Genomic DNA, 24,155 nt, shown 5'->3' on the forward strand with positions numbered 1-24,155 from the left:
CCTTGCAAGCACGGCCGAGACGACGGGATGGGTGTGTGTCCCCGTCTGATCCCCTAAGCTGCGGCCTTCGTCGGGGGCCCCACATAGACCGATTGCGGACGGATCAGCTTGCCCGTCGCCAACTGTTCGCGGGCATGAGCGATCCAGCCGGCCGTGCGGCCCATGGCGAAGACGCAGGTGAAGGCTGTCGGCGGCAGGCCCAGGGCCTCGAGGAGCAGGGCGGTGTAGAACTCGACATTGGTGTCCAACGGTCGGTCAGGCTTGCGTTCACGCAGCATGCGCAGGGCGGCCTGCTCGACGGCCTCGGCGAAGGCCAGACGCCCGGGGACAGCGTTCGAGGTCAGGGCCAGCTGGCGGATCGCCGCCTTCAGGGCGTCGGCGCGGGGGTCTCGGACCCGATAGATGCGGTGGCCGAAACCCATCAGCCGATCGCCCCGGTTCAGGGCCGCCACGATCCAGGCCTCGGCGTTGGCGGGCGTCCCAATGGCGTCGAGCATGTCGATCACCGGACCAGGCGCGCCGCCGTGCAACGGACCCTTCAGAGCCGACAGTCCGGCCAGGACCGCCGAGGTCAGGCCCGCGCGGGTGGACGCCACGACCCGGGCGGCGAAGGTCGAGGCGTTGAGGCCGTGGTCGCAGACGGTGACCAGATAGGCGTCCAGCGCCCTGGCCTCCCCTTCCGTGGCCGGCGCGCCCCGCGTCATTCGCAGCACGTCGGCGGCGTGCGACAGGGCAGCGTCAGGAGCGACCGCTTGCTGACCGGTGGCGACCCGCATCACGGCGGGTGTGAACACGGCTGGGGCGGCGATCAACAACAGGGCCGTGTTGAGGTCGTCGCCGTCGGGCAGACGGGCGATCAGGGCGCGGACGGCTTCGACCGGATCGCGCCTGGCCAGGTGTTCGTCGAGCGCCGCCACTTCGGCGAAGGCGCTGGCGCGGGCGGCGCCCAGAGCACGCGCCAAGTCCGACGGCAGGCTGTCGAAGAACCCATCAAGCAGCAGGTGGGCGACGTCCTCGAACGTGGCGCGGTGGGCGAGGTCTTCGACGGCATAGCCTCGGATGGTCAGGCGTCCGGCCTGGCCATCAACGTCGGAGAGCACGGTATGGGCGGCGATCACGCCTTCTAGACCTTCGGACATGGAGAGGTCTCCTTTCGCGCCTAATCCGCGTGCCCAGACCTTGATCGTCAATCTTGATCAATGTAATCAATATATATGGCCGATTGGATCGACGCGGAACAGGCGATGGCGACGCTGGGGGTGAGGGCCCAGACGCTGTACGCCTATGTCAGCCGGGGCCGGGTGGCCGCCGCCGCCCATCCCGACGATCCGCGCCGCAGCCTGTACCGCGCCTCCGATGTCGCCGCCCTAGCCGCCAAGAAGGCCCGGGGCCGCCGGGCCGCCGATGTCGCGGCCGAGGCCATCGCCTGGGGTGAGCCGGTCCTGCCCTCGGCGATCACCACGGTGATCAATGGCCGGCTCTATTATCGCGGCCAAGACGCGGTAGACCTAGCGCGGATGCATAGCCTGGAGCAGGCGGCCCGCCTGTTGCGCGGCGGCCATGGCGCGCCGCTGAAGGGGCCCGAGCCGAAAAAGCCCAAGAAGGGCGACACGCCACGCGCCCGGCTGTTCTCGACCTTGGCCGTCCGCGCCGGAATTGATCCCCCGGCCCGAGGGCGCGCGCCCTTGGCCCTGGCCATGGAGGCGGCCGGTCTGCTGGAGGCCGCCGCCGACGCGGTGGCCGGGGCAATCGGCGACGGCTCGATCCACCAGCGCCTGGCCGACGCCTGGGGCCTCGACGCCCAGGGCGCCGACCTCGTGCGCCGCGCGCTCGTCCTGCTGGCCGACCATGAGCTCAACGCCTCGACCTTCGCGGTCCGCGTGGCCGCCTCGACCGGCGCCTCGCTGGCGGCGGCGTCCCTGGCCGGGCTGGCGGCGCTGTCGGGGCCGTTGCATGGCGGCATGGCGGCGCGGGTCGAGATGTTCGTCGAGGATGCCGATCGGCGCGGACCTGGGCGGGCGGTGGCCGAGCGGTTGGCGCAGGGCTCGGCCATGCCCGGCTTCGGCCACCCGCTCTATCCCGACGGCGACCCGCGCGCGGCGGCCCTGTTGGACGCCCTCAAGGCACCGCCATTGCTGGCCGACCTGCGACGCGAGACCGAGGCCGCCACGGGCCTCCTGCCCAATATCGATTTTGCCCTGGTGGCGATGAGCCGGGCCCTCGCCCTCCCCATCGATGCGCCTTTCAGCCTGTTCGCGGTGGGGCGGATGGCGGGGTGGCAAGCGCATGCGATCGAGCAGCTGCAGACCGGGCAGTTGATCCGGCCCCGCGCCCGATACGTGGGGGTGCGGCCGGCGAGCTAAATCCTCTCCCTCTGGGGGAGGAGCTTTAAGCCCGCTCGTGAACCGCCTGCTCGGCCACCAGGGGCTGGGGCAAGCGCGAGACCATCTCCTTGGGGCAAACCTGCCAGAACAGGTCCCGCACCCGGTCCCAGTCGCGCAGCAGGCTGGCGGCGAAGGCCGAGTCCGTTTCGGAGGCGTGTTCGGTCACCAGCGAGCGCAGAACGCCTTCCCAATAGGGCGAGGCAAGGCGCTGGACGACGATGCTGTCGGGGTTGATATGGCCCTCGAAGCGGCCGTGCTGGTCAAGAACGAAGGCCATGCCGCCGGTCATCCCGGCCCCGAAATTACCGCCCGTCGGACCCAGGATCACCACCTGGCCGCCGGTCATGTATTCGCAGCCATTGGTCCCGCAGCCCTCGACCACGGTGGTGGCCCCGGAGTTGCGGACCGCGAACCGCTCGCCGGCCTGGCCCGCCGCGAACAGCCGCCCCGAGGTGGCCCCAAACAGCACGGTATTGCCCAGCAGGGTGTTTGTCTCGGGGGCCGCCAGGCCCCGCGCGGGCTTGATGACGATGGTCGCGCCCGACAGGCCCTTGCCGACATAGTCATTGGCCTCGCCGGTCAGCTCGATGCGCAGACCCTGGACCGCGAAGGCCCCCAGGCTCTGGCCGGCCGAGCCCTTGAGCTGGACGGTCAGGTGGCCGGCGGGCAGGCCGGTCATGCCGAACTTGCGCACGATGTGACTGGAGGTGCGCGAGCCGATCGAGCGGGCGGTGCTGCGAACCGTATAGGTCAGCTGCATCTTCTCGCCGCGCTCCAGCAGCGGCGCGGCGTCGCGGACGATCTGGGCGTCCAGCGTGTCGGGCACTTGATTGCGACCGCCCTCGACGGTGCAATAGGGCTTGTTGTGACCGGGGTCGGCCCGGACCAGCAGCGGGTTCAGGTCGAGGTCGTCGAGATGCTCGCCGCCCCGGCTGACCTGGGCCAGCAGGTCGGTGCGACCGACGATTTCCAGCAAGCTCTTGAAGCCCAGGCCGGCCAAGATTTCGCGCACCTCCTCAGCGATGAAGCTGAAGAGGTTGATGACCTTCTCCGGCGTGCCGGTGAACTTGGCGCGCAGGGCCTCGTCCTGGGTGCAGACCCCGACCGGGCAGGTGTTGGAATGGCACTGACGCACCATGATGCAGCCCATGGCCACCAGGGACGCGGTGCCGATGCCGAACTCCTCGGCGCCCAGCATGGCGGCGATCACCACGTCGCGGCCGGTGCGGATGCCGCCGTCCGTGCGTAGCACCACCGAGTGGCGCAGGTTGTTGAGCGTCAGGACCTGATTGGCCTCCGACAGGCCCATCTCCCACGGACCGCCGGCATATTTCACCGAGGTCTGCGAGGACGCGCCGGTGCCGCCGACATTGCCGGCGACGAGAATGACGTCGGCCTTGGCCTTGGCGACCCCGGCCGCGATGGCCCCGATGCCGGTGGCCGCCACCAGCTTGACCGTGACGCGGGCGATCGGGTTGATCTGCTTCAGATCATAGATCAGCTGCGCCAGGTCTTCGATCGAATAGATGTCGTGGTGCGGTGGCGGGCTGATCAGCATGACACCGGGCGTGGCGTGGCGGAGACGTGCAATCATCTCCGTCACTTTAAAGCCCGGCAATTGGCCACCCTCGCCGGGCTTGGCGCCTTGGGCGACCTTGATCTCGATTTCCCGGCATTGGTTCAGATATTCGGCGGTGACGCCAAACCTTCCTGAGGCCACCTGCTTGATGGCGCTGTTGGGGTTGTCGCCATTTGGCAAGGGCTTGTAACGCGCCGGGTCCTCGCCGCCCTCGCCCGACACCGACTTGGCCCCGATGCGGTTCATGGCGATGTTCAGCATGCCGTGGGCTTCCGGGCCCAGGGCGCCCAAGCTCATGCCCGGCGTGACGAAGCGCTTGCGGATCTCGTTGACGCTCTCGACGTCGTCGGTGGAGATCGGGTTGCGGTCCGAACGCCAGTCCAGCAGGTCGCGCAACTGCACGGGCTTCTGCGTGCGCAGGCCGTGCGACCACCGCCGATAGAGTTCGAAATCGCCGGTGTCGCAGGCGCTCTGCAGGGTGTGGATCAGCCGCGCCTCGAAGGCGTGGGTCTCGCCCGAACGACGCAGCTTGTAGAGGCCGCCGACCGGCAGGGTGACCGCCGCGCTGTCCCAGGCCTTGCGATGCAGCTCGACCGCCTTGCTCTCCAGGCCCGCAAGGCCGATCCCCGAGATGCGCGACGGCATGCCGGGGAAGAACTCGGCGGCCAAGGCGCGCGACAGGCCGACGGCTTCGAAATTGTAGCCGCCGCGATAGGACGAGATGACGCTGATGCCCATCTTGGAGATGATCTTCAGCAGCCCGGCCTCAATGGCGGTCTTGAAGTTGATGCAGACGTCGCGCAGCGACTTGTCGCCGAGCAGGCCGCGCTCCAGCCGATCCTGGAAGCTTTCCTGGGCCAGGTAGGCGTTGACCGCCGTGGCGCCGACGCCAACCAGCACCGCGAAATAGTGGGTGTCGAGGCACTCGGCCGAGCGGACGATGATCGAGACGTACGACCGCAGGCCCTTGGCGACCAGGTGGGCGTGAACGCCGCCGGTGGCCAGGATCATCGGCAGCGCCACGCGGCCCTGGGCTGAACCCTCATCGGTCAGGACGATGGCGCCGCAGCCGCGCAGCACGGCGTCTTCCGCGTCGGCCCGGATGCGGTCGAGATTGGCGCGCAGGGCGTCGCCGGGGCGAGCCTCCGGCGCGGGCAGCGGCATGGTGCAGTCGATGACCACCACGCTCTTCTCGCCCAGCAGGCCGTGGATACGCTCGTACATGCCGGTGGTGAGCACGGGGCTCTCCAGCACATAGACATCGGCCTGGGCCGCGTCCTGCGCGAGAATGTTGCCGAGGTTCTTGAACCGGGTCTTCAGGCTCATGACGCCGGTCTCCCGCAGGGGGTCGATCGGCGGGTTGGTCACCTGGCTGAAGTTCTGGCGGAAGAAGTGGCTGAGCGGCCGGTACTTTTCCGACAGCACGGCCAGGGGCGCGTCGTCACCCATCGAGCCGACGGCCTCCTTGCCCTCCTCGACCATAGGGGCCAGGACCATTTCCAGGTCCTCCAGCGAGAAGCCGGCGGCGGCCTGGCGGCGGGTCAGCTCCTCGCGGCCGTATTTGCGTGGCTCGGGGCCGGGGCCGATCTCCTTTTCGAGATCGACCATATTTCCCAGCCAATCCGTATAGGGATGGCGGCCGGCCAGTTCGTCGATGATGGCGTCTTCGCCGTAGAGCTTGCCCTCGGCCAGGTCGATGGCGATCATCCGGCCGGGCGAGATGGCCAGCTTGCGGGTGATGCGGCTCTCCTCGACGCCGCACATGCCGGCCTCGGAGCCCATGATCACCAAACCGTCGTCGGTATAGGCCACGCGCAGCGGGCGCAGGCCCGAGCGGTCCTTGCCGGCTACGACCCAGCGGCCGTCGGTGGCGCACAGGGCGGCCGGGCCGTCCCACGGCTCCATCACCGCGTTGCAATAGGCGTAGAGCGCCTGGTGCGGGGCGCTCATGTGCGCGTTGGCGGCTTCCGGCATCAGCAGGGCCTTAGTCATCGGCGCGTCGCGGCCGGCCCGGACCAGCACCTCGAAGGTGTTGTCAAGATTGGCGCTGTCGGACCCGCCCGGCTGGATCACCGGCTTCACGTCGTCCCCGAACTCACCGAAGGCGTCGGCCGCCATCTTGATCTCGTGGGACTTCATCCAGTTGATGTTGCCCTTGATGGTGTTGATCTCACCATTGTGGGCCAGCATCCGGAACGGCTGGGCCAGGCGCCATTCGGGGAAGGTGTTGGTGGAATAGCGCTGGTGGAAGATCGCCACCGCGGCGCTGAAGCGTTCATCCTTGAGGTCGGGATAGAACTCGTCGATGTGCTCGGCCAGAAACATACCCTTGTAGATCAAGGACTTCGCCGAGAACGAACACAGGTAGAAGCCCTGCAGGTTTTGGGCGTGGACGCGCTTTTCGATGCGCTTGCGGCACAGGAACAGGGCGCGCTCCAGGGCCTCACCCTCCAGGCCGGCCGGCGCGGCCAGCATGATCTGCTCGATCTCGGGCCGGGTGGCGTTGGCCTTCTCGCCGATCACCGAGGTGTCGACGGGCACCTGCCGCCAGCCATAGATATAGAAGCCGAAACGCAAGGCCTCGGCCTCGACGATGGTGCGGCAGGCCTCTTGGGCGGCGAGATCGGTACGCGGCAGGAAGACCTGGCCCACGGCGATCGGGCCCTGGCGCAGGGCGTGGCCGGTGCGGCGGACCTGGTCGACGAAGAAGTCCTGCGGCACGCTGACCAGCACGCCGGCCCCGTCGCCGGTCTTGCCGTCGGCGTCGACCGCGCCCCGGTGCCAGAGGGCCTTCAGGGCCTTGATCGCCAGCTCTACGACTTCGCGGCGCGGCTGGCCGTCGATGGCGCAGACCAGGCCGACACCGCACGCGTCGCGCTCGGTCGAGGGGTCATAGGCATGGCCGTCGATCAGGGCCTGGCGGTTCTTCAGATAGAGGTCCATCTGGGTCATCGTCTTGTCTCTCGCTCCTTCTCCCTTTGCGGGAGAAGGTGGCCGAAGGCCGGATGAGGGGTCGAAAGCCCTATCGGATAAGCCGGTGTGACCCCTCACCCGGCCGCTCTGCGGCCACCCTCTCCCGCAAGGGGAGAGGGAAACCAAGATTACTCCGCCGCGATCGAGATCGCAGCGCCCTTGGCCTGCAGATACTTGTGCATCGCGTCGGCGGCGTCGCGGCCGTCCTTGATGGCCCAGACCACCAGGGAGGCGCCACGCACGATGTCGCCGGCCGCGAACACGCCGTCCAGATTGGTCATCTGGTGGCGGACATCGGCCTTGACCGTGCCCCAGCGGGTGACCTTCAGGTCGGGCGCGGAAAACAGCTCCGGCAGGTTTTCCGGCTCGAAGCCCAGGGCCTTGATCACCAGCTGGGCGGGGCGATCGAAGTCGCCGCCGTCGATTTCCTCCGGCGATTGGCGTCCAGAAGCGTCCGGGGCCCCCAGGCGCATGCGGATGGCGCGCACGCCTGTCACGCCGCTGGCCTCGCCCATCACGGCGCGCGGGGCGGCCAGCCATTCGAAGACCACGCCCTCTTCCTCGGCGTTGGACACTTCGCGCATCGAGCCCGGCATGTTGGCCTTGTCGCGGCGATAGAGGCAGGTGACCGAGGTCGCGCCCTGGCGGATGGCTGTGCGCACGCAGTCCATGGCGGTGTCGCCGCCGCCGACCACGACCACGTCCTTGCCCTCGGCGTTCAGCTCGCCGCTGTCATAGGCAGGAACATCGTCGCCGAAGGTCTTCTTGTTGGAGGCGATCAGATAGTCGAGGGCCGGAACCACGCCGGCGCTGCCGGCGCCGGGGGCCACCAGGTCGCGGGCGGCATAGACGCCGGTGGCGATCAGCACGGCGTCATGCTGTGCGCGCAGCTCCGGCAGCGTGGCGTCGCGGCCGGCCTCGAAGTTCAGCCTGAACACCACGCCGCCGTCGGCCAGGCGCCTCGTGCGGCGCTCGACGACGTCCTTTTCCAGCTTGAAGCCGGGGATGCCGTAGATCAGCAGGCCGCCGGCCCTGTCGTGGCGGTCATAGACGGTGACGGCGTAGCCCTGTTCCCGAAGCAGCTCGGCCGCCGACAGACCGGCCGGACCGGCGCCGATGATCCCGACCGACTGGCCACGGTCCGGACCCGCCACCAGCGGCTTGACCCAGCCCATCTCCCAGGCCTTGTCGGCCAGGTAGCGTTCGACGGAGCCGATCGTCACCGTGCCGTGACCCGATTGCTCTATGACGCAGTTGCCTTCGCAGAGGCGGTCCTGCGGGCAAATCCTGCCGCAGACCTCGGGCATCGAACTGGTGGCTTCGGAGAGTTCGTAAGCCTCCTGGATCCGGCCCTCGGCCGTCATCCGCAGCCAATCGGGAATGTTGTTGTGCAGGGGGCAGTGGGTTTGGCAGAACGGCACGCCGCATTGCGAGCAACGCGCGGCCTGCTCGGTCGCCTTGGCGTCGATGAAATCGGCGTAGATCTCGTGGAAATCACCACTGCGCTCTTCCGCCGCCCGCTTTTCAGGCGTGCGACGGGCGACCGTGGTGAATTTCAGCATGCGTTCGGCCATGCGACTTCCCTCGTCCCCGCTTCCAGGGAAAAACTTGCGTGCGGTGGCGTCATACAGACTCTTGGCGGCAAGATGAATGCATTAGTCAAAATTATGGACGATTATAGCCACGTTGACTGAGTAAGTCGTGCGAGCGACTCTTAGCTGGGCGCTCTAATAGTCCACTTTATGGATAAACCGATTGTTTACCGTGTCGGGCGCACGCCAGACACCTTGATTCAAGGGGCCCTGGCCCTCGGGGGACTAAGATGCCGGATTGGCTGACAGCGATCGTTCTGGGCCTGGTCGAGGGCCTGACCGAATTCATTCCCGTCTCGTCGACCGGACACCTGCTGCTGACCAAGATCGCGCTCGGCCTCACCGACACCAGCTGGGACACCTTCATCGTGCTGATCCAGCTGGGCGCGGTGCTGGCGGTGGTCGCCCTTTACTTCCAGCGCCTGTGGACGGTGGTGATCGGCCTGCCGACCAAGCCAGAAGCCCGCCGCTTCGCGCTCAGCGTGATCCTCGGCTGTATCCCGGCCTTCGCCGCTGGCCTGGCCCTGCACGGGGTGATCAAGCACCTGTTCGACAACCCCTATATCCCGCAGATCATCTGCGTGTCGCTAATCGTCGGCGGGGTGATCCTGCTGATCGTCGACAAAAAAGCCCCCGCCCCCCGCGAGATGGACGGCATGGCCCTGAACCTGAAGACCGCCTTCTTCATCGGCCTGTTCCAATGCCTGTCGCTGTTGCCCGGAGTCTCGCGCTCGGGCTCGACCATCGTCGGCTCGATGCTGCTGGGCGTCGATCGCAAGGCCGCCGCCGAGTTCAGCTTCTTCATGGCCATCCCGATCATGGTCGGGGCCTTCGCGCTCGACCTGCTCAAAAACTACAAGGACATCGACACAAGCCAGGCTGGGATCATCGCCATCGGCTTCGTGGTGTCGTTCCTGTCGGGCCTGCTGGTGGTGAAGTACATGATCGACTTCGTCGGCAAGCGCGGCTTCACCCCTTTTGCGTGGTGGCGGATCGTGGTGGGGGTCGTGGGGCTGGGGCTGATCTACATTCCGCGCTAAGCGCTAAAAGCCCTCTCCCAGAGGGTTTTCTTTTCCCTAGAACGCCCCCGTCGGGACCTCGGCATATTGGCCGCCCTTGCGGTAGCGGTAGAGGTAGGATGGGACCACCGACTCGACGGTGGTCGGAACCACGCCCATCTCGGCCAGGCCCGGCAGGCCCTTGTCCGCCACATTGTCGGCCTTCAGCGACTCGACTTGGTCGCTGGTCAGCGGCGGGGTCAAGGGCGACAGGTCGCCGACCTTGCCGATGAAGCTGGCGGCGAACCACGGGATCGGCGCCAGGAGGCGGTTCCGGCCCGTCTCGCGCAGGATCATCTCCAGCAGCTGCTTGAAGCTGTAGACCACCGGGCCGCCCAGCTCATAGGTCAGGCCCTCGGCGGCCGGGCTGGCGACCGCCTTGGCCACTGCGGCGGCCACGTCGCCGACATAGACCGGCTGGAATTTGGTCTCGCCGCCGCCGATCAGCGGCAGGGCGGGGAACAGGGCGGCCATCTGCCCGAACTTGTTGAAGAACTTGTCGTCGGCTCCGAACACGATCGACGGCCGGATCACCACCGCGCCGGGGAAGGCCTCGCGCACAGCGGCCTCGCCCGCCGCTTTCGTCCGGGCGTATTTCGAAGGCGCGTTCGCATCGGCGCCGATGGCCGAGATCTGCACCAGGCGCTTGACCCCGGCGGCCTTGGCCTGCTCGGCGACCGTCTTGGCGCCCATGACATGCAAGGTCTGGAATTGCTGTCGGCCGGCCTCGAACAGCACGCCGACCAAGTTCACCGCGGCTTCCGCGCCGTCCAGCGCCCGGGCGACCGAGTCGACGTTGCGCAGATTGGCCTGCACCACCTCGATCTGGCCGACATCGCCCAGCATCCGCATCTTGTAGGCCAGGTTGGGGTTGCGCACCGCGACGCGGACCCGGTGGCCCGCCTTGGCGAGCTGCCTAACGACCTGGCCGCCGACGAAGCCGGAGCCGCCGAACACCGTGACCAGACCCTGCATGTTCTACCTCGTCCTAAACCCGTGGTCGGGGGATAGACGAGAGCGAGCCCATTCGCAATGAAATGCGCAACTAAGCGATTGACGGGATCAGAACCTTTGCATAAACGTCCCGGCCTCGCGGCGATCCACGGATTGCCTTGCGGGCCCAGGTGGCGGAATTGGTAGACGCGCTGGCTTCAGGTGCCAGTGACTGTAAGGTCGTGGAGGTTCGAGTCCTCTCCTGGGCACCACCCCCTACCAACCTTCGCGAGAAGGTCGGGGTGGCGCCGAACGAAAACCCGGCATCACAAGTTGAGTTTCACCCGCTTGGGGGGTTGAGACGGGCTGGCGGTCGCGGCGCCCAGGCGTTAGATATCCTGTTCATCCGGCCGACAGGGTCGGCGCCCCATATTCAGGCGTGTCGGGAAATTCGGGCGTCCGCGCGACGAAACCGAGGCGCGGAGACCACGAGACTTGGCCAACTTCCTGCATGAAGGCGATCTGCCGGGCGACGTCTTCGCCGGCGCGACCGCCATCGCCATCGATTCCGAGACCATGGGCCTGCGGCTGGGCCGCGACCCGCTGTGCGTCATCCAGCTGTCGTCGGGCGACGGCGACGCCCATGTGGTGCGCCTGGATCGCTCGACCTATGACGCGCCCAACCTCAAGCGCCTGCTGACCGATCCGGCGGTTGTGAAGCTCTTTCACTTCGGCCGCTTCGACATCGCCATGTTCCTGTTGCACCTGGGTGTCATGACGGCGCCCGTGTATTGCACCAAGATCGCCAGCAAGCTGGCCCGCACCTACACCGACCGCCATGGCCTCAAGGACGTGACGCGCGAACTGGTCGGGGTCGAGCTGTCCAAGGTCCAGCAGAGCTCGGACTGGGGTGCGGCGACGCTGTCGCCCGAGCAGTTGGCCTATGCCGCCTCCGACGTGCTGCATCTTCATGCCCTGCGCGAGCGGCTGAACGCCATGCTGGTCCGCGAGGGCCGCATGGACCTGGCCAACGCCGCCTTCGACTATCTTCCCCACCGCGCGGCCCTCGACCTGGCCGGCTGGGAAGATGTCGACATCTTCGCCCACACCTAAGGACGAAGCATGACCACCCTTGACGCGGACCGGGGCGCATACAGGCGGGACCTAAGCCGTTGGCGCAATCGCTCGCGTCGCGTGCGGCTGGCCCGGGTCCTGTTGCCGATCGCCATCCTGGCGATTCTCGCCAGCGTTGGCGGCCAGGTGGCCTGGCGCAGCTTCACCGGCGGGGACCGCCGACCGGCCGAGAGCAAGGCGCAGATTCGCATGATCTCGCCGCGCTTCCAGGGCCAGTCCAGCGACGGCCGGCCCTTCCTGATTACCGCCCGCTCGGCGGTGCGCGACGAGGCCGACCTCAAGCGCGTGTTCCTCGACGCCCCGACCCTGACACTGGGCGTCGGCAGCCCCGTCCCGACCCGCTCGACGGCCGATCGGGGGATCTATCGCGAGGATACACTGAAGCTCCAGCTGTTCGGCAATGTTCGCATGGACGACGGGGCCGGCTACCGCTTCGCCTCGAACGAGGCGATGGTCGACACGCGCACCGGAAACATCACCGGCGAAACCACGCTGAACGGCGAAGGCCCAACTGGACAGGTGCAATCCAACGCCTACTCCGTATATGACAAGGGCGACCGTATCGTCTTCCGGGGCGGCGTGAAGACGCGGCTCGATCGCAAGACGGGCGAGGCGGCCCCAGAATAGATGAGGACGTGGTTGATGAATCGATGGATGGCGCCGGCGGTGATCGCCCTCAGCCTCGCGGGGACCAGCCTTTCGGGCGGCGTCGCCCTGGCGCAGGTCGGATCCAACAGTTCCAGCGCGCCGGTCGATATCTCCGCCGACGAGCAGGAAGTCATCACCAGCCAGTGCAAGACCATCTTCCGAGGCTCGGTCGAGGTTCTGCAGGACAAGTCCCGCATGCGCGCCGCGACGATGACGGTATTCAATCGCCGCAAGACGCCGGGCAAGACCTCGACGGGTCCGGGTCCAGGCGGCAATGCCGACTGCGGCGACGTGGATCACGTCGTGGCCGACGGCAATGTGTTCTACGTGACGCCCGAACAGACCGTGCGCGGCGACCACGCCGTCTACGACTACGCCACCGACACCATCGTGGTGACCGGCGACGTCGTGGCTGTCCAGGGCCAGGATGTGGCGCGCGGCGACCGCATGACCATCAAGACCAAGACCAATGACGTGAAGATGGAATCCAACGCCACGGGTCGCGGCAAGACCCGCGTGCGCGCGGTGATCTATCCCGACCAGAACAAAAAGCCCGCCGTCGCTAAGCCGTAGGATCAAATGGCGTTCACGATGCAATATCTGGGGGCCGACAAGACGGCCGGCGACGGCCTTTTCGTCGATGCGATCGGCAAGTCGTTCGGCGATCGTCCGGTCGTCAAGAGCGTGTCGCTGACCCTCAAGCGCGGCGAGGTCGCGGGCTTGCTGGGCCCCAACGGCGCGGGCAAGACCACCTGTTTCTACATGATCACCGGCTTGGTCGCCGCAGACTACGGCTCGATCTTCCTGGACGGCGAGGACATCACCGGCCAGCCGATGTTCCAACGGGCCCGCATGGGTGTCGGCTACCTGCCCCAGGAAGCCTCGATCTTTCGCGGCATGACCGTCGAGCAGAACGTCATGGCCGTGGTCGAGATGCGCCAGAAGAACCAGCGCCAGGCCCGCGAGCAGGTGACCAGCATCCTGGAAGAGCTGCGCATCACCCACATCCGCAAGTCGCCGGCCGTCGCCCTGTCGGGCGGAGAGCGGCGCCGGGTGGAAATCGCCCGCGCGCTGGCCAGCGAGCCGTCGTTCATGCTGCTGGACGAGCCCTTCGCCGGCATCGATCCCCTGGCGATCGCCGACATCCGCGAGGTCATCGGCTATCTGAAGGGCCGCGGCATCGGCATACTGATCACCGACCACAATGTCCGCGAGACGCTGGACATCATCGACCGCGCCTCGATCATCCATGCTGGCGAGGTGCTGTTCGAAGGCTCTCCCCAGGAGATCGTCGACAATCCCGAAGTGCGCCGGGTTTACCTGGGCGACAGTTTCGCCGAGCGCGGCTAGGCATATCCTGCGGCCCGCGACCCCGCGATGGTCGGGGCGGACGGCGATCCGGTCCTAAGGATCGCGTTCACCAATGCCGTGTCCGACACGCATTCGGGCCTCTCGGACAAGAAAACCGACGATATCTCGGGACGAGATGGTCGCAGCGGCACGCTTTTTGCTGACGTTGGCGCCCCGTTAACCAGACTGCTCTTCAATGGTGATCGACACCGGTTCGATTTGCCCAGGAGGGCGCCTTGGCTCTCGGCCACAGATTGGAGCTTCGACAAGGCCAAGGCCTCGTCATCACGCCGCAGCTTCAGCAGGCCATCAAGCTGCTGCAGTTGTCGAACCTCGAACTCGACGCCTTCGTCGAGGCCGAGCTCGAGCGTAATCCCCTGCTCCAGCGCGAAGATGGCCCAGTCGAGGCCGAGCGCGCGTCCGAAGCCCCCGAAGGCGCGACCGAGAACCTCGGCCTGGACTCGGTGTCCGACAGCGCCGCCAGCGGCCAGATGGACGCCACGCCCGACGACGTCTCGCCCGGCGAGCGCGCCACCGGCGATGGCCCAGACTCGGAAAATGGAGCCGAGCAGGCCGGCGGGGCCATCGACTGGTCGCGCACCGGCGGCGGCGGCAATTTCGAGAGCGACGACAATTACGAAAGCGCCCTTACCCGGCCCCCGACCCTGACCGAGCACCTGACCGGCCAGCTGTCGGTGGCGGGTCTCTCCCCCGCCCAGAACGTGGTGGCCCGGGTGCTGATCGACGCGGTGGACGAGACCGGCTATCTGCGCGCCGACCTCGGTGAGGTGGCCGAGCGCCTGGGCTGCGAGCTTGCCTTCGTCGAAGGGGTTCTGGGCGCCCTTCAGGGCTTCGAGCCAGCCGGCGTCCTGGCCCGCGATGTGCGCGAGTGCCTGGCCCTGCAGCTGAAGGACGTCAATCGCTACGACCCCTGCATGGCCGCCCTGCTGGACAATCTGGACCTGCTGGCCAAGCGCGACATGAATGGCCTGCGCAAGATCTGCGGCGTCGACGACGAGGACCTGCGCGAAATGATCGCCGAGATCCGCGCCCTGACCCCCCGCCCCGGCGCGGCTTTCCACTCCGACCCGCCCCAGACCCTGGTGCCCGACGTCCATGTGCGTGAGACGCCCGGGGGCCTGTGGCATGTCGAGCTCAACACCGACACCCTCCCCAAGGTGCTGGTCGACCAGCGCTACCACGCCCGGGTCAGCAAGGGCGCGCGCAGCGACCAGGAAAAGAGCTTCGTCTCCGACTGTTTCGCCACCGCCAACTGGCTGGTAAAAAGCCTGGACCAGCGGGCCAAGACCATCCTCAAGGTCTCCAGCGAGATCGTCCGCCAGCAGGACGGCTTCCTCGCCTACGGCGTCGAGCACCTGCGGCCGCTGAACCTCAAGACCGTCGCCGACGCCATCGGCATGCACGAGAGCACCGTCAGCCGGGTGACCTCCAACAAGTACATGGCCACCCCGCGCGGGGTGTTCGAGCTGAAATACTTCTTCACCTCGGCCATCCAGGCCACCGAGGGCGGCGAGGCCCATTCGGCCGCCAGCGTCCGCCACAAGATCAAGGGCCTGGTCGAGGCCGAGCGCAGCGAAGCCGACGTCCATTCCGACGACGCCATCGTCGAGATCCTCAAGGGGGCCGGCGTCGACATCGCCCGCCGCACCGTGGCCAAGTACCGCGAGGCCCTGCGAATTCCCTCCTCGGTCGAGCGTCGACGGCTGATCAAGGAAACCGCGTAAAAAGGATCGATGGCGCATAGCCACGAAGGCCGCGCTCTGCGTTTCTAGAGACGCGACCAAAGGCGAAGCATGACGACCCAGAGTTTGTCCGACGTGATCGAGGGGTTTGGCGAGGACACACGCCCCGTTCTGACCGTCGGCCAGATGCTGGAGCAGTTCGATAGCCGCGCCTTCGGGGCCATGCTGTTCGTGTTCGGACTGCTCAACTGCCTGCCCCTGCCGCCAGGCTCCTCGACCATCCTCAGCCTGCCGATCTTGCTGCTGGCCCCGCAGATCGCCTGGGGCTCGGATATTCCATGGCTGCCGCGCAAGCTGGTTCACCATCCCCTGAAACGCGACGACCTGCGAGGCCTGTTCCGTAGGCTGACGCCGATCGTCCGGCGGATGGAGCTGGTCACCCGCCCGCGCCTGGAGATGTTGTTCGCGCCGGCCGGCGAGCGGATGATCGGCGTGGTCTGCACCCTGCTGGCCATGGTGCTGGTGCTGCCGATCCCCCTGGGCAACCTCGCGCCGGGCGCGACGGTGGCGGTGCTGTCTCTGGCCCTGCTGCAGCGTGACGGCCTGCTGGCCTTGGCGGGCTATCTGATGGCGGCGGTCAGCGTCGGCCTGCTGGTGCTCAGCGCCGGTGTCGTCATGGCTGCGGTCGAACGCCTGCTAGACATGTTTTCAGGGCTGTTTTAAGTCGCCTTGGCGGCGCTTGACACCACGTCAGGACAGGCGCGTTGTTACCGCATGCAAGTCCAAATCTCCGGCAAGCATGTCGACGTTGGCGAGGCTCTGCGAGCGCGAGTCTCCGACGAAATCACCCTGAGCATCGGTAAGTATTTTGATCGCGGCGGCGACGCCGAAGTGATCATCAGCAAGGAGGGCTACGCCTTCCGGGTCGATTGCTCGGTCAAGCTGGCTTCGGGTCAGCAACTGATCAGCCACGGGTCGGGAGGAGACGCACACGCGGCCTTCGACGCCGCCCTGGCCAAGATCGAAACGAGGGTTAGGCGCTACAAACGACGATTGAAAAGCCACTCCATCGCCGCCAACGCCAAGGCGGCCGAAAACGCGGCGATGTACGTGCTGCGGGCCCCCGAAGACGACGATGCCGACGAGGACGACTGGAGTAGCGAGGACGACCATCCCGCCGGCGCGCCGGCCGCGATGATCATCGCCGAGAGCCAGGGCTCCCTGAAGACGATGACCGTTTCCATGGCGGTCATGGAACTGGACTTGACCGAGTCCCAGGCAATCGTGTTTAGGAACGCCGCACACGACGGATTGTCAGTGGTCTATCGGCGGCCAGACGGAAATATTGGCTGGATCGATCCCGAACGGACGCAGGTGAAGGCCCCCGCGCTGAACGGACACGGGCCAGCCGCAAGCTGACAGAACCTCGGGTTCGTTGGTGCGTTTCGGAAGGTCCGCATTTTGCCGAATCTCTCGGAACGACGGCTCGGTGCGACCGATAACGAAGCGAGCTGGCGGCCATGACGATCGGCGATCTACTGGATCCAGGCGCAGTGATCCTGCGGGTCAGCGCCTCCAACAAGCGTCAGGTCTTGGGCGTCATCGCCGACGTTGCCGCCCGCGTCCTGGGCGTCGACGCCGGTGAGGCGCTCGAGGGCCTGATCGATCGTGAGACGGCCGGTTCGACCGGCGTAGGCCAGGGCGTGGCTATTCCCCATGCGCGCGTGAAGGGCCTGGACCGGGTTCGCGCGGTGTTCATGCGCCTGGAGACGCCGGTGGCGTTCGGGTCGGTGGACGACAAGCCCGTGGACCTGCTGGTCACCCTTTTCGCCCCCGCCGACGCCGACTCCAGCCACCTGAGGGCCCTGGCCCGGGTGTCGCGACTGATGCGCCAGCCCGAGACGCGGCAACAACTGCGCCAAGCGCGCTCGGCCGACGCGGTGTATCTGCTGCTAGCCCCGGCGCAGGAGAGCAAGCCGACGGCGGCTTGAGGGGCGGTTGCGAGCGCCCAAATTTGTCTGTAAAAGGCTATACTTCCAAAACTTGGTCAGCGGCCCTGGAAGCTCACTTCGATGATCAGAACACTTCTTCTTGCTTCGAGTGTAGCGCTCGCACTCGGCGCATCCGCTAGGGCTCAAATTCCACAGACCGAGCCGCTGGCTGAGGGCCGCCCGTGTACCTCTAGCGATCTTGTGGGTCTTTGGGAAAGCCGGGTCGTTACACCAAATTCGACCACGAAGGCGTTGTCTAAATGGATTTCGCTAGACTACATGCGTTTTTCGCCTGACGGAAAGATGATGTATTACGGCGCGGGAAAACCCGAGGCTGACATCCAAAAGATTCAAAAGAACCTCGACCAATATGATGCCGTAGATGGCGTCAACTATGATGGCAGGGTATTTACTCCTGGTTTCCTCTTAATCACCCGAGATGGACAACCCTTCCAGGGCTTCACCTGCACCATGGTGGACGCTGCACAGGGCGAGCCAACGATGATCTTGAGCCAGTTGAGGGGGATGGCGCCTTTGAGGCGTTTGCAGCGTCGACTCGATTAGGCGCGCCGCTCCCAAACCGACCCAGATGTCTCTCGGGTCGGCTCGGAACTTACCGACGGGGGCTAATGCACCGAGACCGGCGCCAGCTCGTGCGCCAGGGCGGCGGCCACGGCGGAGTCCTTGTCGGTCAGCACGGCCAGGCGGGCGCCGTCGGCGCGGAACACGGCGTAGAGCGTCTGGTCGGGCGACAGGTCAAAGTCGCTGACCCCGTCCGGCGCGTCCTCGAGGATTTCCGCCGCCTTGATGGGCCGCACATAGACCAGGTCGGGCGCGCCAAGCGCCGCGAAGGCTTCGGCGGAGAAGAACGGGGTATGGGGGTCAGGTGTCATTAAGACCAACTCCTTTGAAAATGGGAACGCCCCGCGACGCAGGTCGGTTCAGACCGCGCGCTGGAACGAGTGCCGGAAAGGTCAGCCGACCGACCGGATGGGAATGCGGCGAACCAGCCGTTCAGGCTCCGGCCGGGCGAGATCGACATGCAGCAAGCCATGCTCGAGCGTGGCGGCCGTGACCTCCATGCCGTCGGCCAGCACGAAGGTGCGCAGGAAGCCCCGCGCCGCGATGCCGCGATGCAGATAGGCGCGGTCGGTCTCGGACTTGCCGTCCGCCTCGCGCCGTCCGGCGACCACCAACTGGCCGCCTTCGACGGTGACATGCAACTGATCGGGCGAGAAGCCAGCGACCGCCAGGGTGATACGCACCCCGCCGTCGTCAGACTGCTCGACATTGTAGGGCGGATAGCTTTCGGCGGCGGCCTTTGCCGCGCGCTCGATCAGGTCTCGAGTGTGTTCGAAGCCCAGCAGGAAGGGGCTGTCGAACAGGATGGCGCGGGTCATCGCGAAGTCCTCGCTCAAGCGACTTCGTGCGCGAGAACCAGGCCCGGGATCGGCGCCCCGCCTCGCGACGTCCAGCTTAGGTGGCGATGGGCGACGGTGGGTTCAAGAGCCGTAAGCGCCTGCCCCCGTGGGACCCCACAGGGGGAGGGCGCACCGAAGAGGTCTGGTGGGGTTTGATGGGTCAAGGGGGCGGCGAAGCCCCACCCACCACTTGGTGGTCCCCCCTCCCCATTAAGGGGAGGGAAAGAACCTGTGCTAATTCAGTAGCTTTCGTCGTGGCGCTTGATCGCCGTACGGATGATCTCGGCGGTTTCTTCCAGGTCGGCCCAGCCGCTGATCTTGGTCGACTTGCCCTTTTCCAGGTCTTTATAGTGCTGGAAGAAGTGGGCGATCTGCTCGGTGAGGATCACCGGCAGGTCGCGCCAGCTGTTCACGCCCGTATAGAAGGGGTGGAGCTTGTCGACCGGCACGGCCAGGATCTTTTCGTCCGAACCGGCTTCATCGACCATCATCAGGGTGCCGATCGGGCGGCAGCGGATGATCGCGCCCGGCACCACCGGGGTCGGACCCACCACCATGATGTCGGCGGGATCGCCGTCGTCCGCCAGGGTGTGGGGAATGAAGCCGTAATTGGCCGGATAGAACATCGCCGTGTGCAGGAAGCGATCGACCATCAGGGCGCCGCTGGCCTTGTCGATCTCATATTTCACCGGCTCGCCGCCTTGCGGGATCTCGATGACGGCGTTGAGGTCATAGGGCGGGTTCACGCCGGTGGCGATCTTGGAGAGGTCCATTGTGACTCTTCTTTGGGATTTAGGTCCGCTGGAGAGGCGGCCTGCGCGGGCGACTGTATAGGCCACAAATGTTGCGGTGCGGAAGCCGTTACGGCGATGGATGCGGCCAGGCTCGTTATCTACACTGAATTCATGATCTTTCGCCGCCTCCTCATGATCTTGCTGATCACCGCCCTGGCGCCGGCCGTCGCCGCAGCGCAGGCCGAGGATTGGCATGTGAAGCTCCGGGCCCAAGCGGGCCTGTCCGCGAGCAGCGCGAAAGGCGAGGTCCGGATCTTCAACGAAGCCCGGCTCGCTGGCGGTGGCGAGACCAGTCTGGTGGCGCGTCGCGAGGGCAAGGGCCGCTGGACGGTGTCGCGCGTGATGAGCTTTCTCACTACCGAGGAGCACCACTGGCGTCTTACCGCGCTGGAAGGGGCGGCGCTGGATGTCGCGCTCGACGATCCCGCCGTCCTCGTCGAGACGCCTGCCCCTACAGACCACTATTATTGTCTGGATCCGCCGTCGACCCAGCTGAACATCCATTGGCGCGGCCGGGCGGGGGGGATCTCGAAGGACTGTGAGACGTGGGGCGCGCTCGCGCGGGCTCAGGCGCTCCTGACGGAGGGTCACGAGTAGGGACTTCCAACCGCGCAAACATCGCGCTATATAGCTCCTACATCGTCCGTCAGCGCTGATAGCGCTTTCGAGCGGCGGCCCGAAAGGCTGCCGCTTTTTCTTTGGCCGCTCGCCAGCTAGGCTTTAGCCAGCAAGGTTTTGGGCGGCCGCCAGTGAGTTGAGAGACCCTTTGCGCGGCAAGACGCAAGAAGACCGTAGTCTGATCGAACTGCTCGATCCCGTGGCCGATTCCGTCGGCTACGAACTGGTGCGCCTGCGCCTAATGGGCGGGGCCGAACAGCGCCGGCTGCAGATCATGGCCGAGCGGCCTTTGCTCGAAGATGGCAGCGGCGGCGACATGAACGTCGAGGACTGCGCCAAGCTGTCGCGCGCCATCTCCGAAGTGATGGACGCCGCCGACCCGATCAGCGGCGAATACACCCTGGAAGTCTCCAGCCCCGGCGTCGATCGCCCCCTGACCCGGCTGAAGGACTTCGACACCTATGCCGGCCTGGAGGTCCGCCTCGAGCTGGACCGCGTCGCCGAGGGCCGCAAGCGCTTCAAGGGCGAACTGGCCGGCGTCGAGGATGGCCAGGTGGGCCTGAACATCGAGGGCGAGGACGACACCACCGTCTATTTCCCGTTCGACTGGATCGTCGACGCCAAGCTGGTGCTGACGGACCAACTGATGAAGCGGGGCGCCGACCAGCGCGCCGCCCGCGTCGGCGAAGGCGCTGACGCCGACAACGAAGACCTCGGCGACGACGCCGAAGACGACATTGACCTGTCCGAAAGTGAAGAGGACTGACCATGGCCATCGGCATTTCCGCCAACCGCCTCGAGCTGCTGCAAATCGCCGACGCCGTCGCGCGCGAAAAAGGCATCGAGAAGGAAGTCGTCATCGAGGCGATCGAGGACGCTCTGCAAAAGGCGGCCCGGGCCCGTTACGGCGCCGAGCACGATATCCGGGTGAAGATCGACACCAAGACCGGCGAGACCAGCCAGAAGCGGGTCATCGAGGTCGTGGCTGATGACTTCGAGCTGGAAGGCGAGATCGGCAAGGTCCAGCTGTCGTCGGCCAGGCGCACCTGGCGCGACGCCGAGGTGGGCAAGATCTACGAGGAAGATCTGCCGCCGTTCGAGATCGGCCGCGTCCAGACCCAGATGGCCCGCCAGGTCGTCATGCATAAGGTCCGCGAAGCCGAGCGCGAGCGCCAGTACGACGAGTACAAGGATCGCGCCGGCGAGATCGTCAATGGCAGCGTCAAGCGCGTCGAATACGGCAACGTGATCGTTGACCTCGGCCGCGGCGAAGGCATCATGCGCCGCGACCAGTCGATCCCGCGCGAGAACTTCAACGTCGGTGACCGCATCCGCGCCTACATCTACGACGTCCGTCGCGAGACCAAGGGCCCGCAGATCATGCTGTCGCGCGCCCACGGCGGCTTCATGGCCAAGCTGTTCGCGCAGGAAGTGCCGGAAGTCTATGACGGCGTCATCGAGATCCGCGCCGTGGCCCGCGACCCGGGCTCGCGCGCCAAGATGGCCGTGATCTCCAACGACAGCAGCATCGACCCCGTTGGCGCCTGCGTCGGCATGCGCGGCTCGCGCGTCCAGGCCGTTGTGGCCGAGCTGCAGGGAGAGAAGATCGACATCATCCAATGGTCCGAGGACGAAGCGACCTTCATCGTCAACGCCTTGGCCCCGGCCGAGGTGTCCAAGGTCGTGATGGACGAGGAAGACGAGCGCGTCGAAGTCGTGGTGCCAGATGAGCAGCTGTCGCTGGCCATCGGCCGTCGCGGCCAGAACGTTCGACTCGCCTCGCAGCTGACCGGCTGGCAGATCGACATCATGACGGAGGCCCAGGAGAGCGAGCGCCGTCAGAAGCAGTTCACCGAGACCACCGCCCTGTTCCAGGAAGCCCTGGACGTCGACGAGGTCATCGCCCAGCTGCTGGTCACCGAAGGCTTCGCCACGGTGGAAGACGTCGCCTATGTCGAGCCGCACGAAATCGCCGCCATCGAAGGCTTCGACGACGAGACGGCCGAGGAGCTTCAGACTCGGGCCCGCGAATATCTCGACAAGGAAGCCGCGGCGCTCAACGCCAAGCGCGTCGCGCTGGGCGTTGAGGACGGCGTGCTGGAGGTCGAAGGCGTCACCTTGCCCATGGCCGTGGCCTTGGGCGAAGGCGACGTGAAGTCGGTCGAGGACCTGGCCGGCCTGATCCCCGACGACCTGCGTGGCTGGTTCGAGACCAAGGACGGCGAACGCACCCGCGAAGCTGGCATTCTCGACAGCTTCAACCTGTCGCCGGAAGACGCCGAGGCGCTGATCATGCGCGCCCGCGTCTTAATGGGCTGGGTCGAGGCTCCGCCGGAGCCGGAATATATCGAAGAAGAGGTCGAAGACGCGGGCGAAGCGCCGGCCGAGGCCTCGGACGAGATCACCGAAGACGCTGAGCCGGCTGAAGAGACCGAGGACGCGACTGACGACGAGACCAAGGAAGACTAGAAACTTCCGTTTCCCCGACGAAGGTCGGGGCCCAGGTGAAAGCCCATGAGCCTCTCAGGGTGAATCTGGGTCCCGGCCGGAGCTTATCCTCGGGCGCGCTTGCGCGACCCGCAGGCCGGGAAGCGGTTGATGACGAGCATTGATGACAGAGCCCGACGCCCCCAAGACCCACGCCGAAGCTTCGCGCCAGCGCAAGGACATCGTCCTGGGCGAGGCGACCGACGAGGCGCGCCTGGTGCGGTTCGTGATCGGTCCCGACGGGGCGGTCGTGCCCGACGTGGCGCGCAAGCTGCCGGGTCGCGGCATGTGGGTGGACGCCACGCGCGAGGCGGTGACCCTGGCGGCCAAGAAGGGCCTGTTTTCGCGCTCGGCCAAGACAAAGCTGTCGGCTCCGGCCGACCTGGCCGACCAGGTGGAGCAACTGCTGGTTCGGCGCGTTCTCGACGGGCTGGGTCTTGCACGGCGCGGCGGAAACATTATCTCGGGCTTCGAAAAGGTCTGCTCGGCCCTGGCGTCGGGCAAGACCGCTTGGCTCATCGAGGCGTCAGACAGCGCCGCCGACGGCCGGCGAAAGATTCTCACCGCCGCCTACAAGGCCCCGAACGACCCGAAAATCCTCGGTATGTTCTCATCCGACGAATTGGGTTTGGCCTTGGGCGGGGAGAATGTGATACACACGGCGCTTCTTGCCGGGCGCGGCACTGATCGCTGGACATTGGATGTCGAGCGGTTATCAGGCTTCCGCCCACTCTCCCCTCCGAGTTGGTCGGCGAGTTGGCGTGAGGAGCCTTGAGATAAGGGCCCGGAAACGCGCTTCCTTTGGGAGGTACGTCCAGGCCCCGTTCTCATATGGATCTAACGGTTTTGGCCAGCCTCAGCTGGCGGAAGTACAAGCGAGCGCATGAGCGACGAGAACGATAACGGTCGGCCTGGTTCCAACCCCGGGGGCAGAGCGCCCATAACGCTGAAGCCCCGCCAGGGGTCTGTCAGCGCCGGTGTAGTGAAGCAGAGCTTCAGCCACGGCCGCACCAAGACGGTGGTGGTTGAAACCAAACGCGTGCGTCCGCACGCGGCTCCGGCAGGCAACCTCGCCGCGCCGTCCTCGGCCGAGCGTCACAACGCCGCGCCGCGTCAGCAGTCTTCCGGCGGTGGCGGCTCTTCGGCTGGCGGCCTGTCGCAAGGCGAGATGCTGGCCCGTCAGCGCGCCATCGAGGCCGCTCGCGAACATCAGGAACGTCAAGCCGGCGAACGCCGCGCCGCCGAGGCTCGCGCCACGGCCGCCGAGGCCGCCGCGAGCGAAACCGCCGCTAAGGCCGCCGCGACCGCCAAGGTCGCCGCGACGCCGACTCCTGCTCCGGAGGCGCCTGCGGCTCCGGTCGCCGCCGCTCCGGTCGCGCCCACCCCGGTCGCCCCCACCCCGGTCGCCCGCGTGGTCGCCGCGCCTGCTGCTCCGGCTCCGACGGCCGCCGCGGCTCCTGCTCCGGCCTCGGCTCCCGCAGCGCCGCGCG

23 protein-coding genes and 1 tRNA gene are annotated in these 24,155 nt (G+C 66.7%); 17 read left to right on the top strand and 7 right to left on the bottom strand.

Annotated elements, in window-relative coordinates:
• Nucleotides 1–53 precede the first annotated feature (53 nt).
• Entirely contained in the window at nucleotides 54–1,139 is a 1,086-nt protein-coding gene (locus ACP696_RS08425; protein ID WP_426010526.1) for a citrate synthase/methylcitrate synthase, read from the bottom strand.
• Between the two features lie 75 nt (nucleotides 1,140–1,214).
• Here ACP696_RS08425 and ACP696_RS08430 point away from each other — a divergent pair, with 75 nt between their 5' ends.
• Entirely contained in the window at nucleotides 1,215–2,363 is a 1,149-nt protein-coding gene (locus tag ACP696_RS08430; RefSeq protein ID WP_426010525.1) for a citrate synthase, read from the top strand.
• A 25-nt stretch (nucleotides 2,364–2,388) separates the two neighbouring features.
• Here ACP696_RS08430 and gltB read toward each other — a convergent pair whose 3' ends face one another.
• Complete coding sequence (gene gltB / locus ACP696_RS08435; protein ID WP_426010523.1) at nucleotides 2,389–6,915, bottom strand: glutamate synthase large subunit; 4,527 nt, start codon at nucleotides 6,913–6,915, stop codon at nucleotides 2,389–2,391.
• 149 nt (nucleotides 6,916–7,064) lie between these two features.
• The gene (locus ACP696_RS08440; RefSeq protein ID WP_426010521.1) at nucleotides 7,065–8,510 is read right to left on the bottom strand and encodes an NAD(P)-dependent oxidoreductase; all 1,446 of its coding nucleotides are present in this window, start codon (nucleotides 8,508–8,510) and stop codon (nucleotides 7,065–7,067) included.
• Between the two features lie 248 nt (nucleotides 8,511–8,758).
• Between ACP696_RS08440 and ACP696_RS08445 the strand changes: the two genes are divergently transcribed.
• The gene (locus tag ACP696_RS08445) at nucleotides 8,759–9,568 is read left to right on the top strand and encodes an undecaprenyl-diphosphate phosphatase (RefSeq protein WP_426010519.1); all 810 of its coding nucleotides are present in this window, start codon (nucleotides 8,759–8,761) and stop codon (nucleotides 9,566–9,568) included.
• 36 nt (nucleotides 9,569–9,604) lie between these two features.
• Here the strand turns inward: ACP696_RS08445 and ACP696_RS08450 are convergent, their stop codons facing one another.
• On the bottom strand, nucleotides 9,605–10,561 hold the full coding sequence (locus ACP696_RS08450) for a complex I NDUFA9 subunit family protein (RefSeq protein ID WP_426010517.1): 957 nt from the start codon (nucleotides 10,559–10,561) through the stop codon (nucleotides 9,605–9,607).
• A gap of 143 nt (nucleotides 10,562–10,704) precedes the next feature.
• Here ACP696_RS08450 and ACP696_RS08455 point away from each other — a divergent pair.
• From ACP696_RS08455 to ACP696_RS08500, 10 genes are all read left to right on the top strand, one after another.
• Nucleotides 10,705–10,791: transfer RNA gene (locus ACP696_RS08455), tRNA-Leu, on the top strand.
• Between the two features lie 223 nt (nucleotides 10,792–11,014).
• A complete protein-coding gene (locus tag ACP696_RS08460) occupies nucleotides 11,015–11,632 on the top strand; it encodes a ribonuclease D (protein ID WP_426010515.1) in 618 nt (205 codons plus the stop codon).
• 9 nt (nucleotides 11,633–11,641) lie between these two features.
• A complete protein-coding gene (lptC, locus tag ACP696_RS08465) occupies nucleotides 11,642–12,280 on the top strand; it encodes an LPS export ABC transporter periplasmic protein LptC (RefSeq protein ID WP_426010514.1) in 639 nt (212 codons plus the stop codon).
• A gap of 15 nt (nucleotides 12,281–12,295) precedes the next feature.
• Nucleotides 12,296–12,874 (top strand): LptA/OstA family protein, encoded by a 579-nt coding sequence (locus ACP696_RS08470; protein WP_426010512.1) that lies wholly within the window; start codon nucleotides 12,296–12,298, stop codon nucleotides 12,872–12,874.
• 18 nt (nucleotides 12,875–12,892) lie between these two features.
• Entirely contained in the window at nucleotides 12,893–13,651 is a 759-nt protein-coding gene (lptB, locus tag ACP696_RS08475; RefSeq protein WP_426011286.1) for an LPS export ABC transporter ATP-binding protein, read from the top strand.
• A gap of 236 nt (nucleotides 13,652–13,887) precedes the next feature.
• Entirely contained in the window at nucleotides 13,888–15,396 is a 1,509-nt protein-coding gene (gene rpoN, locus ACP696_RS08480) for an RNA polymerase factor sigma-54 (RefSeq protein ID WP_426010510.1), read from the top strand.
• Nucleotides 15,397–15,465: 69 nt separating this feature from the next.
• Complete coding sequence (locus ACP696_RS08485; protein WP_426010509.1) at nucleotides 15,466–16,077, top strand: exopolysaccharide biosynthesis protein; 612 nt, start codon at nucleotides 15,466–15,468, stop codon at nucleotides 16,075–16,077.
• A 51-nt stretch (nucleotides 16,078–16,128) separates the two neighbouring features.
• Nucleotides 16,129–16,773, top strand: coding sequence for a ribosome hibernation-promoting factor, HPF/YfiA family (hpf, locus tag ACP696_RS08490; protein WP_426010508.1), 645 nt, complete (start codon nucleotides 16,129–16,131; stop codon nucleotides 16,771–16,773).
• A gap of 101 nt (nucleotides 16,774–16,874) precedes the next feature.
• On the top strand, nucleotides 16,875–17,345 hold the full coding sequence (locus ACP696_RS08495) for a PTS sugar transporter subunit IIA (RefSeq protein WP_426010506.1): 471 nt from the start codon (nucleotides 16,875–16,877) through the stop codon (nucleotides 17,343–17,345).
• Between the two features lie 279 nt (nucleotides 17,346–17,624).
• Nucleotides 17,625–17,909, top strand: a complete 285-nt coding sequence (locus ACP696_RS08500; RefSeq protein ID WP_426043659.1) for a hypothetical protein — start codon at nucleotides 17,625–17,627, stop codon at nucleotides 17,907–17,909.
• 62 nt (nucleotides 17,910–17,971) lie between these two features.
• On the opposite strand, the gene ACP696_RS08505 is transcribed toward ACP696_RS08500, so the two are convergent.
• From ACP696_RS08505 to ppa, 3 genes are all read right to left on the bottom strand, one after another.
• Nucleotides 17,972–18,238: a DUF1150 family protein gene (locus ACP696_RS08505; RefSeq protein WP_426010503.1), complete on the bottom strand. Its 267-nt coding sequence runs from the start codon at nucleotides 18,236–18,238 to the stop codon at nucleotides 17,972–17,974.
• 81 nt (nucleotides 18,239–18,319) lie between these two features.
• Nucleotides 18,320–18,745, bottom strand: coding sequence for an Hsp20 family protein (locus ACP696_RS08510; RefSeq protein WP_426010501.1), 426 nt, complete (start codon nucleotides 18,743–18,745; stop codon nucleotides 18,320–18,322).
• Between the two features lie 260 nt (nucleotides 18,746–19,005).
• Nucleotides 19,006–19,539, bottom strand: coding sequence for an inorganic diphosphatase (gene ppa / locus ACP696_RS08515; protein WP_426010499.1), 534 nt, complete (start codon nucleotides 19,537–19,539; stop codon nucleotides 19,006–19,008).
• Nucleotides 19,540–19,692: 153 nt separating this feature from the next.
• Here ppa and ACP696_RS08520 point away from each other — a divergent pair, with 153 nt between their 5' ends.
• The 5 genes from ACP696_RS08520 to ACP696_RS08540 all read left to right on the top strand — a co-directional run.
• The gene (locus tag ACP696_RS08520) at nucleotides 19,693–20,157 is read left to right on the top strand and encodes a hypothetical protein (protein ID WP_426010498.1); all 465 of its coding nucleotides are present in this window, start codon (nucleotides 19,693–19,695) and stop codon (nucleotides 20,155–20,157) included.
• A 169-nt stretch (nucleotides 20,158–20,326) separates the two neighbouring features.
• Entirely contained in the window at nucleotides 20,327–20,944 is a 618-nt protein-coding gene (gene rimP, locus ACP696_RS08525) for a ribosome maturation factor RimP (protein WP_426010496.1), read from the top strand.
• Nucleotides 20,945–20,946: 2 nt separating this feature from the next.
• A complete protein-coding gene (gene nusA / locus ACP696_RS08530) occupies nucleotides 20,947–22,647 on the top strand; it encodes a transcription termination factor NusA (RefSeq protein ID WP_426010494.1) in 1,701 nt (566 codons plus the stop codon).
• A gap of 142 nt (nucleotides 22,648–22,789) precedes the next feature.
• The gene (locus tag ACP696_RS08535) at nucleotides 22,790–23,440 is read left to right on the top strand and encodes an RNA-binding protein (protein WP_426010492.1); all 651 of its coding nucleotides are present in this window, start codon (nucleotides 22,790–22,792) and stop codon (nucleotides 23,438–23,440) included.
• 108 nt (nucleotides 23,441–23,548) lie between these two features.
• On the top strand, nucleotides 23,549–24,155 hold a 607-nt coding region (locus ACP696_RS08540; protein WP_426043660.1), incomplete at its 3' end, for a translation initiation factor IF-2 associated domain-containing protein.

This window comes from Caulobacter sp. DWR3-1-2 (assembly GCF_049896225.1).
GTDB lineage: Bacteria > Pseudomonadota > Alphaproteobacteria > Caulobacterales > Caulobacteraceae > Caulobacter.

What these genes read in the sequence shown, in the direction of transcription:
- ACP696_RS08470 (WP_426010512.1), top strand. Translation starts at nt 12,296, where the DNA reads ATGAATCGATGGATGGCGCCGGCGGTGATCGCCCTCAGCCTCGCGGGG.
- ACP696_RS08520 (WP_426010498.1), top strand. Translation starts at nt 19,693, where the DNA reads ATGATCTTGCTGATCACCGCCCTGGCGCCGGCCGTCGCCGCAGCGCAG.
- ACP696_RS08425 (WP_426010526.1), bottom strand. Translation starts at nt 1,139, where the DNA reads ATGTCCGAAGGTCTAGAAGGCGTGATCGCCGCCCATACCGTGCTCTCC.
- ACP696_RS08500 (WP_426043659.1), top strand. Translation starts at nt 17,625, where the DNA reads ATGCGTTTTTCGCCTGACGGAAAGATGATGTATTACGGCGCGGGAAAA.
- lptC (WP_426010514.1), top strand. Translation starts at nt 11,642, where the DNA reads ATGACCACCCTTGACGCGGACCGGGGCGCATACAGGCGGGACCTAAGC.
- ACP696_RS08450 (WP_426010517.1), bottom strand. Translation starts at nt 10,561, where the DNA reads ATGCAGGGTCTGGTCACGGTGTTCGGCGGCTCCGGCTTCGTCGGCGGC.
- ACP696_RS08445 (WP_426010519.1), top strand. Translation starts at nt 8,759, where the DNA reads ATGCCGGATTGGCTGACAGCGATCGTTCTGGGCCTGGTCGAGGGCCTG.
- ACP696_RS08495 (WP_426010506.1), top strand. Translation starts at nt 16,875, where the DNA reads ATGACGATCGGCGATCTACTGGATCCAGGCGCAGTGATCCTGCGGGTC.
- ACP696_RS08510 (WP_426010501.1), bottom strand. Translation starts at nt 18,745, where the DNA reads ATGACCCGCGCCATCCTGTTCGACAGCCCCTTCCTGCTGGGCTTCGAA.
- ppa (WP_426010499.1), bottom strand. Translation starts at nt 19,539, where the DNA reads ATGGACCTCTCCAAGATCGCCACCGGCGTGAACCCGCCCTATGACCTC.
- nusA (WP_426010494.1), top strand. Translation starts at nt 20,947, where the DNA reads ATGGCCATCGGCATTTCCGCCAACCGCCTCGAGCTGCTGCAAATCGCC.
- lptB (WP_426011286.1), top strand. Translation starts at nt 12,893, where the DNA reads ATGCAATATCTGGGGGCCGACAAGACGGCCGGCGACGGCCTTTTCGTC.
- gltB (WP_426010523.1), bottom strand. Translation starts at nt 6,915, where the DNA reads ATGACCCAGATGGACCTCTATCTGAAGAACCGCCAGGCCCTGATCGAC.
- ACP696_RS08505 (WP_426010503.1), bottom strand. Translation starts at nt 18,238, where the DNA reads ATGACACCTGACCCCCATACCCCGTTCTTCTCCGCCGAAGCCTTCGCG.
- hpf (WP_426010508.1), top strand. Translation starts at nt 16,129, where the DNA reads ATGCAAGTCCAAATCTCCGGCAAGCATGTCGACGTTGGCGAGGCTCTG.
- ACP696_RS08440 (WP_426010521.1), bottom strand. Translation starts at nt 8,510, where the DNA reads ATGGCCGAACGCATGCTGAAATTCACCACGGTCGCCCGTCGCACGCCT.
- ACP696_RS08430 (WP_426010525.1), top strand. Translation starts at nt 1,215, where the DNA reads ATGGCCGATTGGATCGACGCGGAACAGGCGATGGCGACGCTGGGGGTG.
- ACP696_RS08485 (WP_426010509.1), top strand. Translation starts at nt 15,466, where the DNA reads ATGACGACCCAGAGTTTGTCCGACGTGATCGAGGGGTTTGGCGAGGAC.
- ACP696_RS08535 (WP_426010492.1), top strand. Translation starts at nt 22,790, where the DNA reads ATGACAGAGCCCGACGCCCCCAAGACCCACGCCGAAGCTTCGCGCCAG.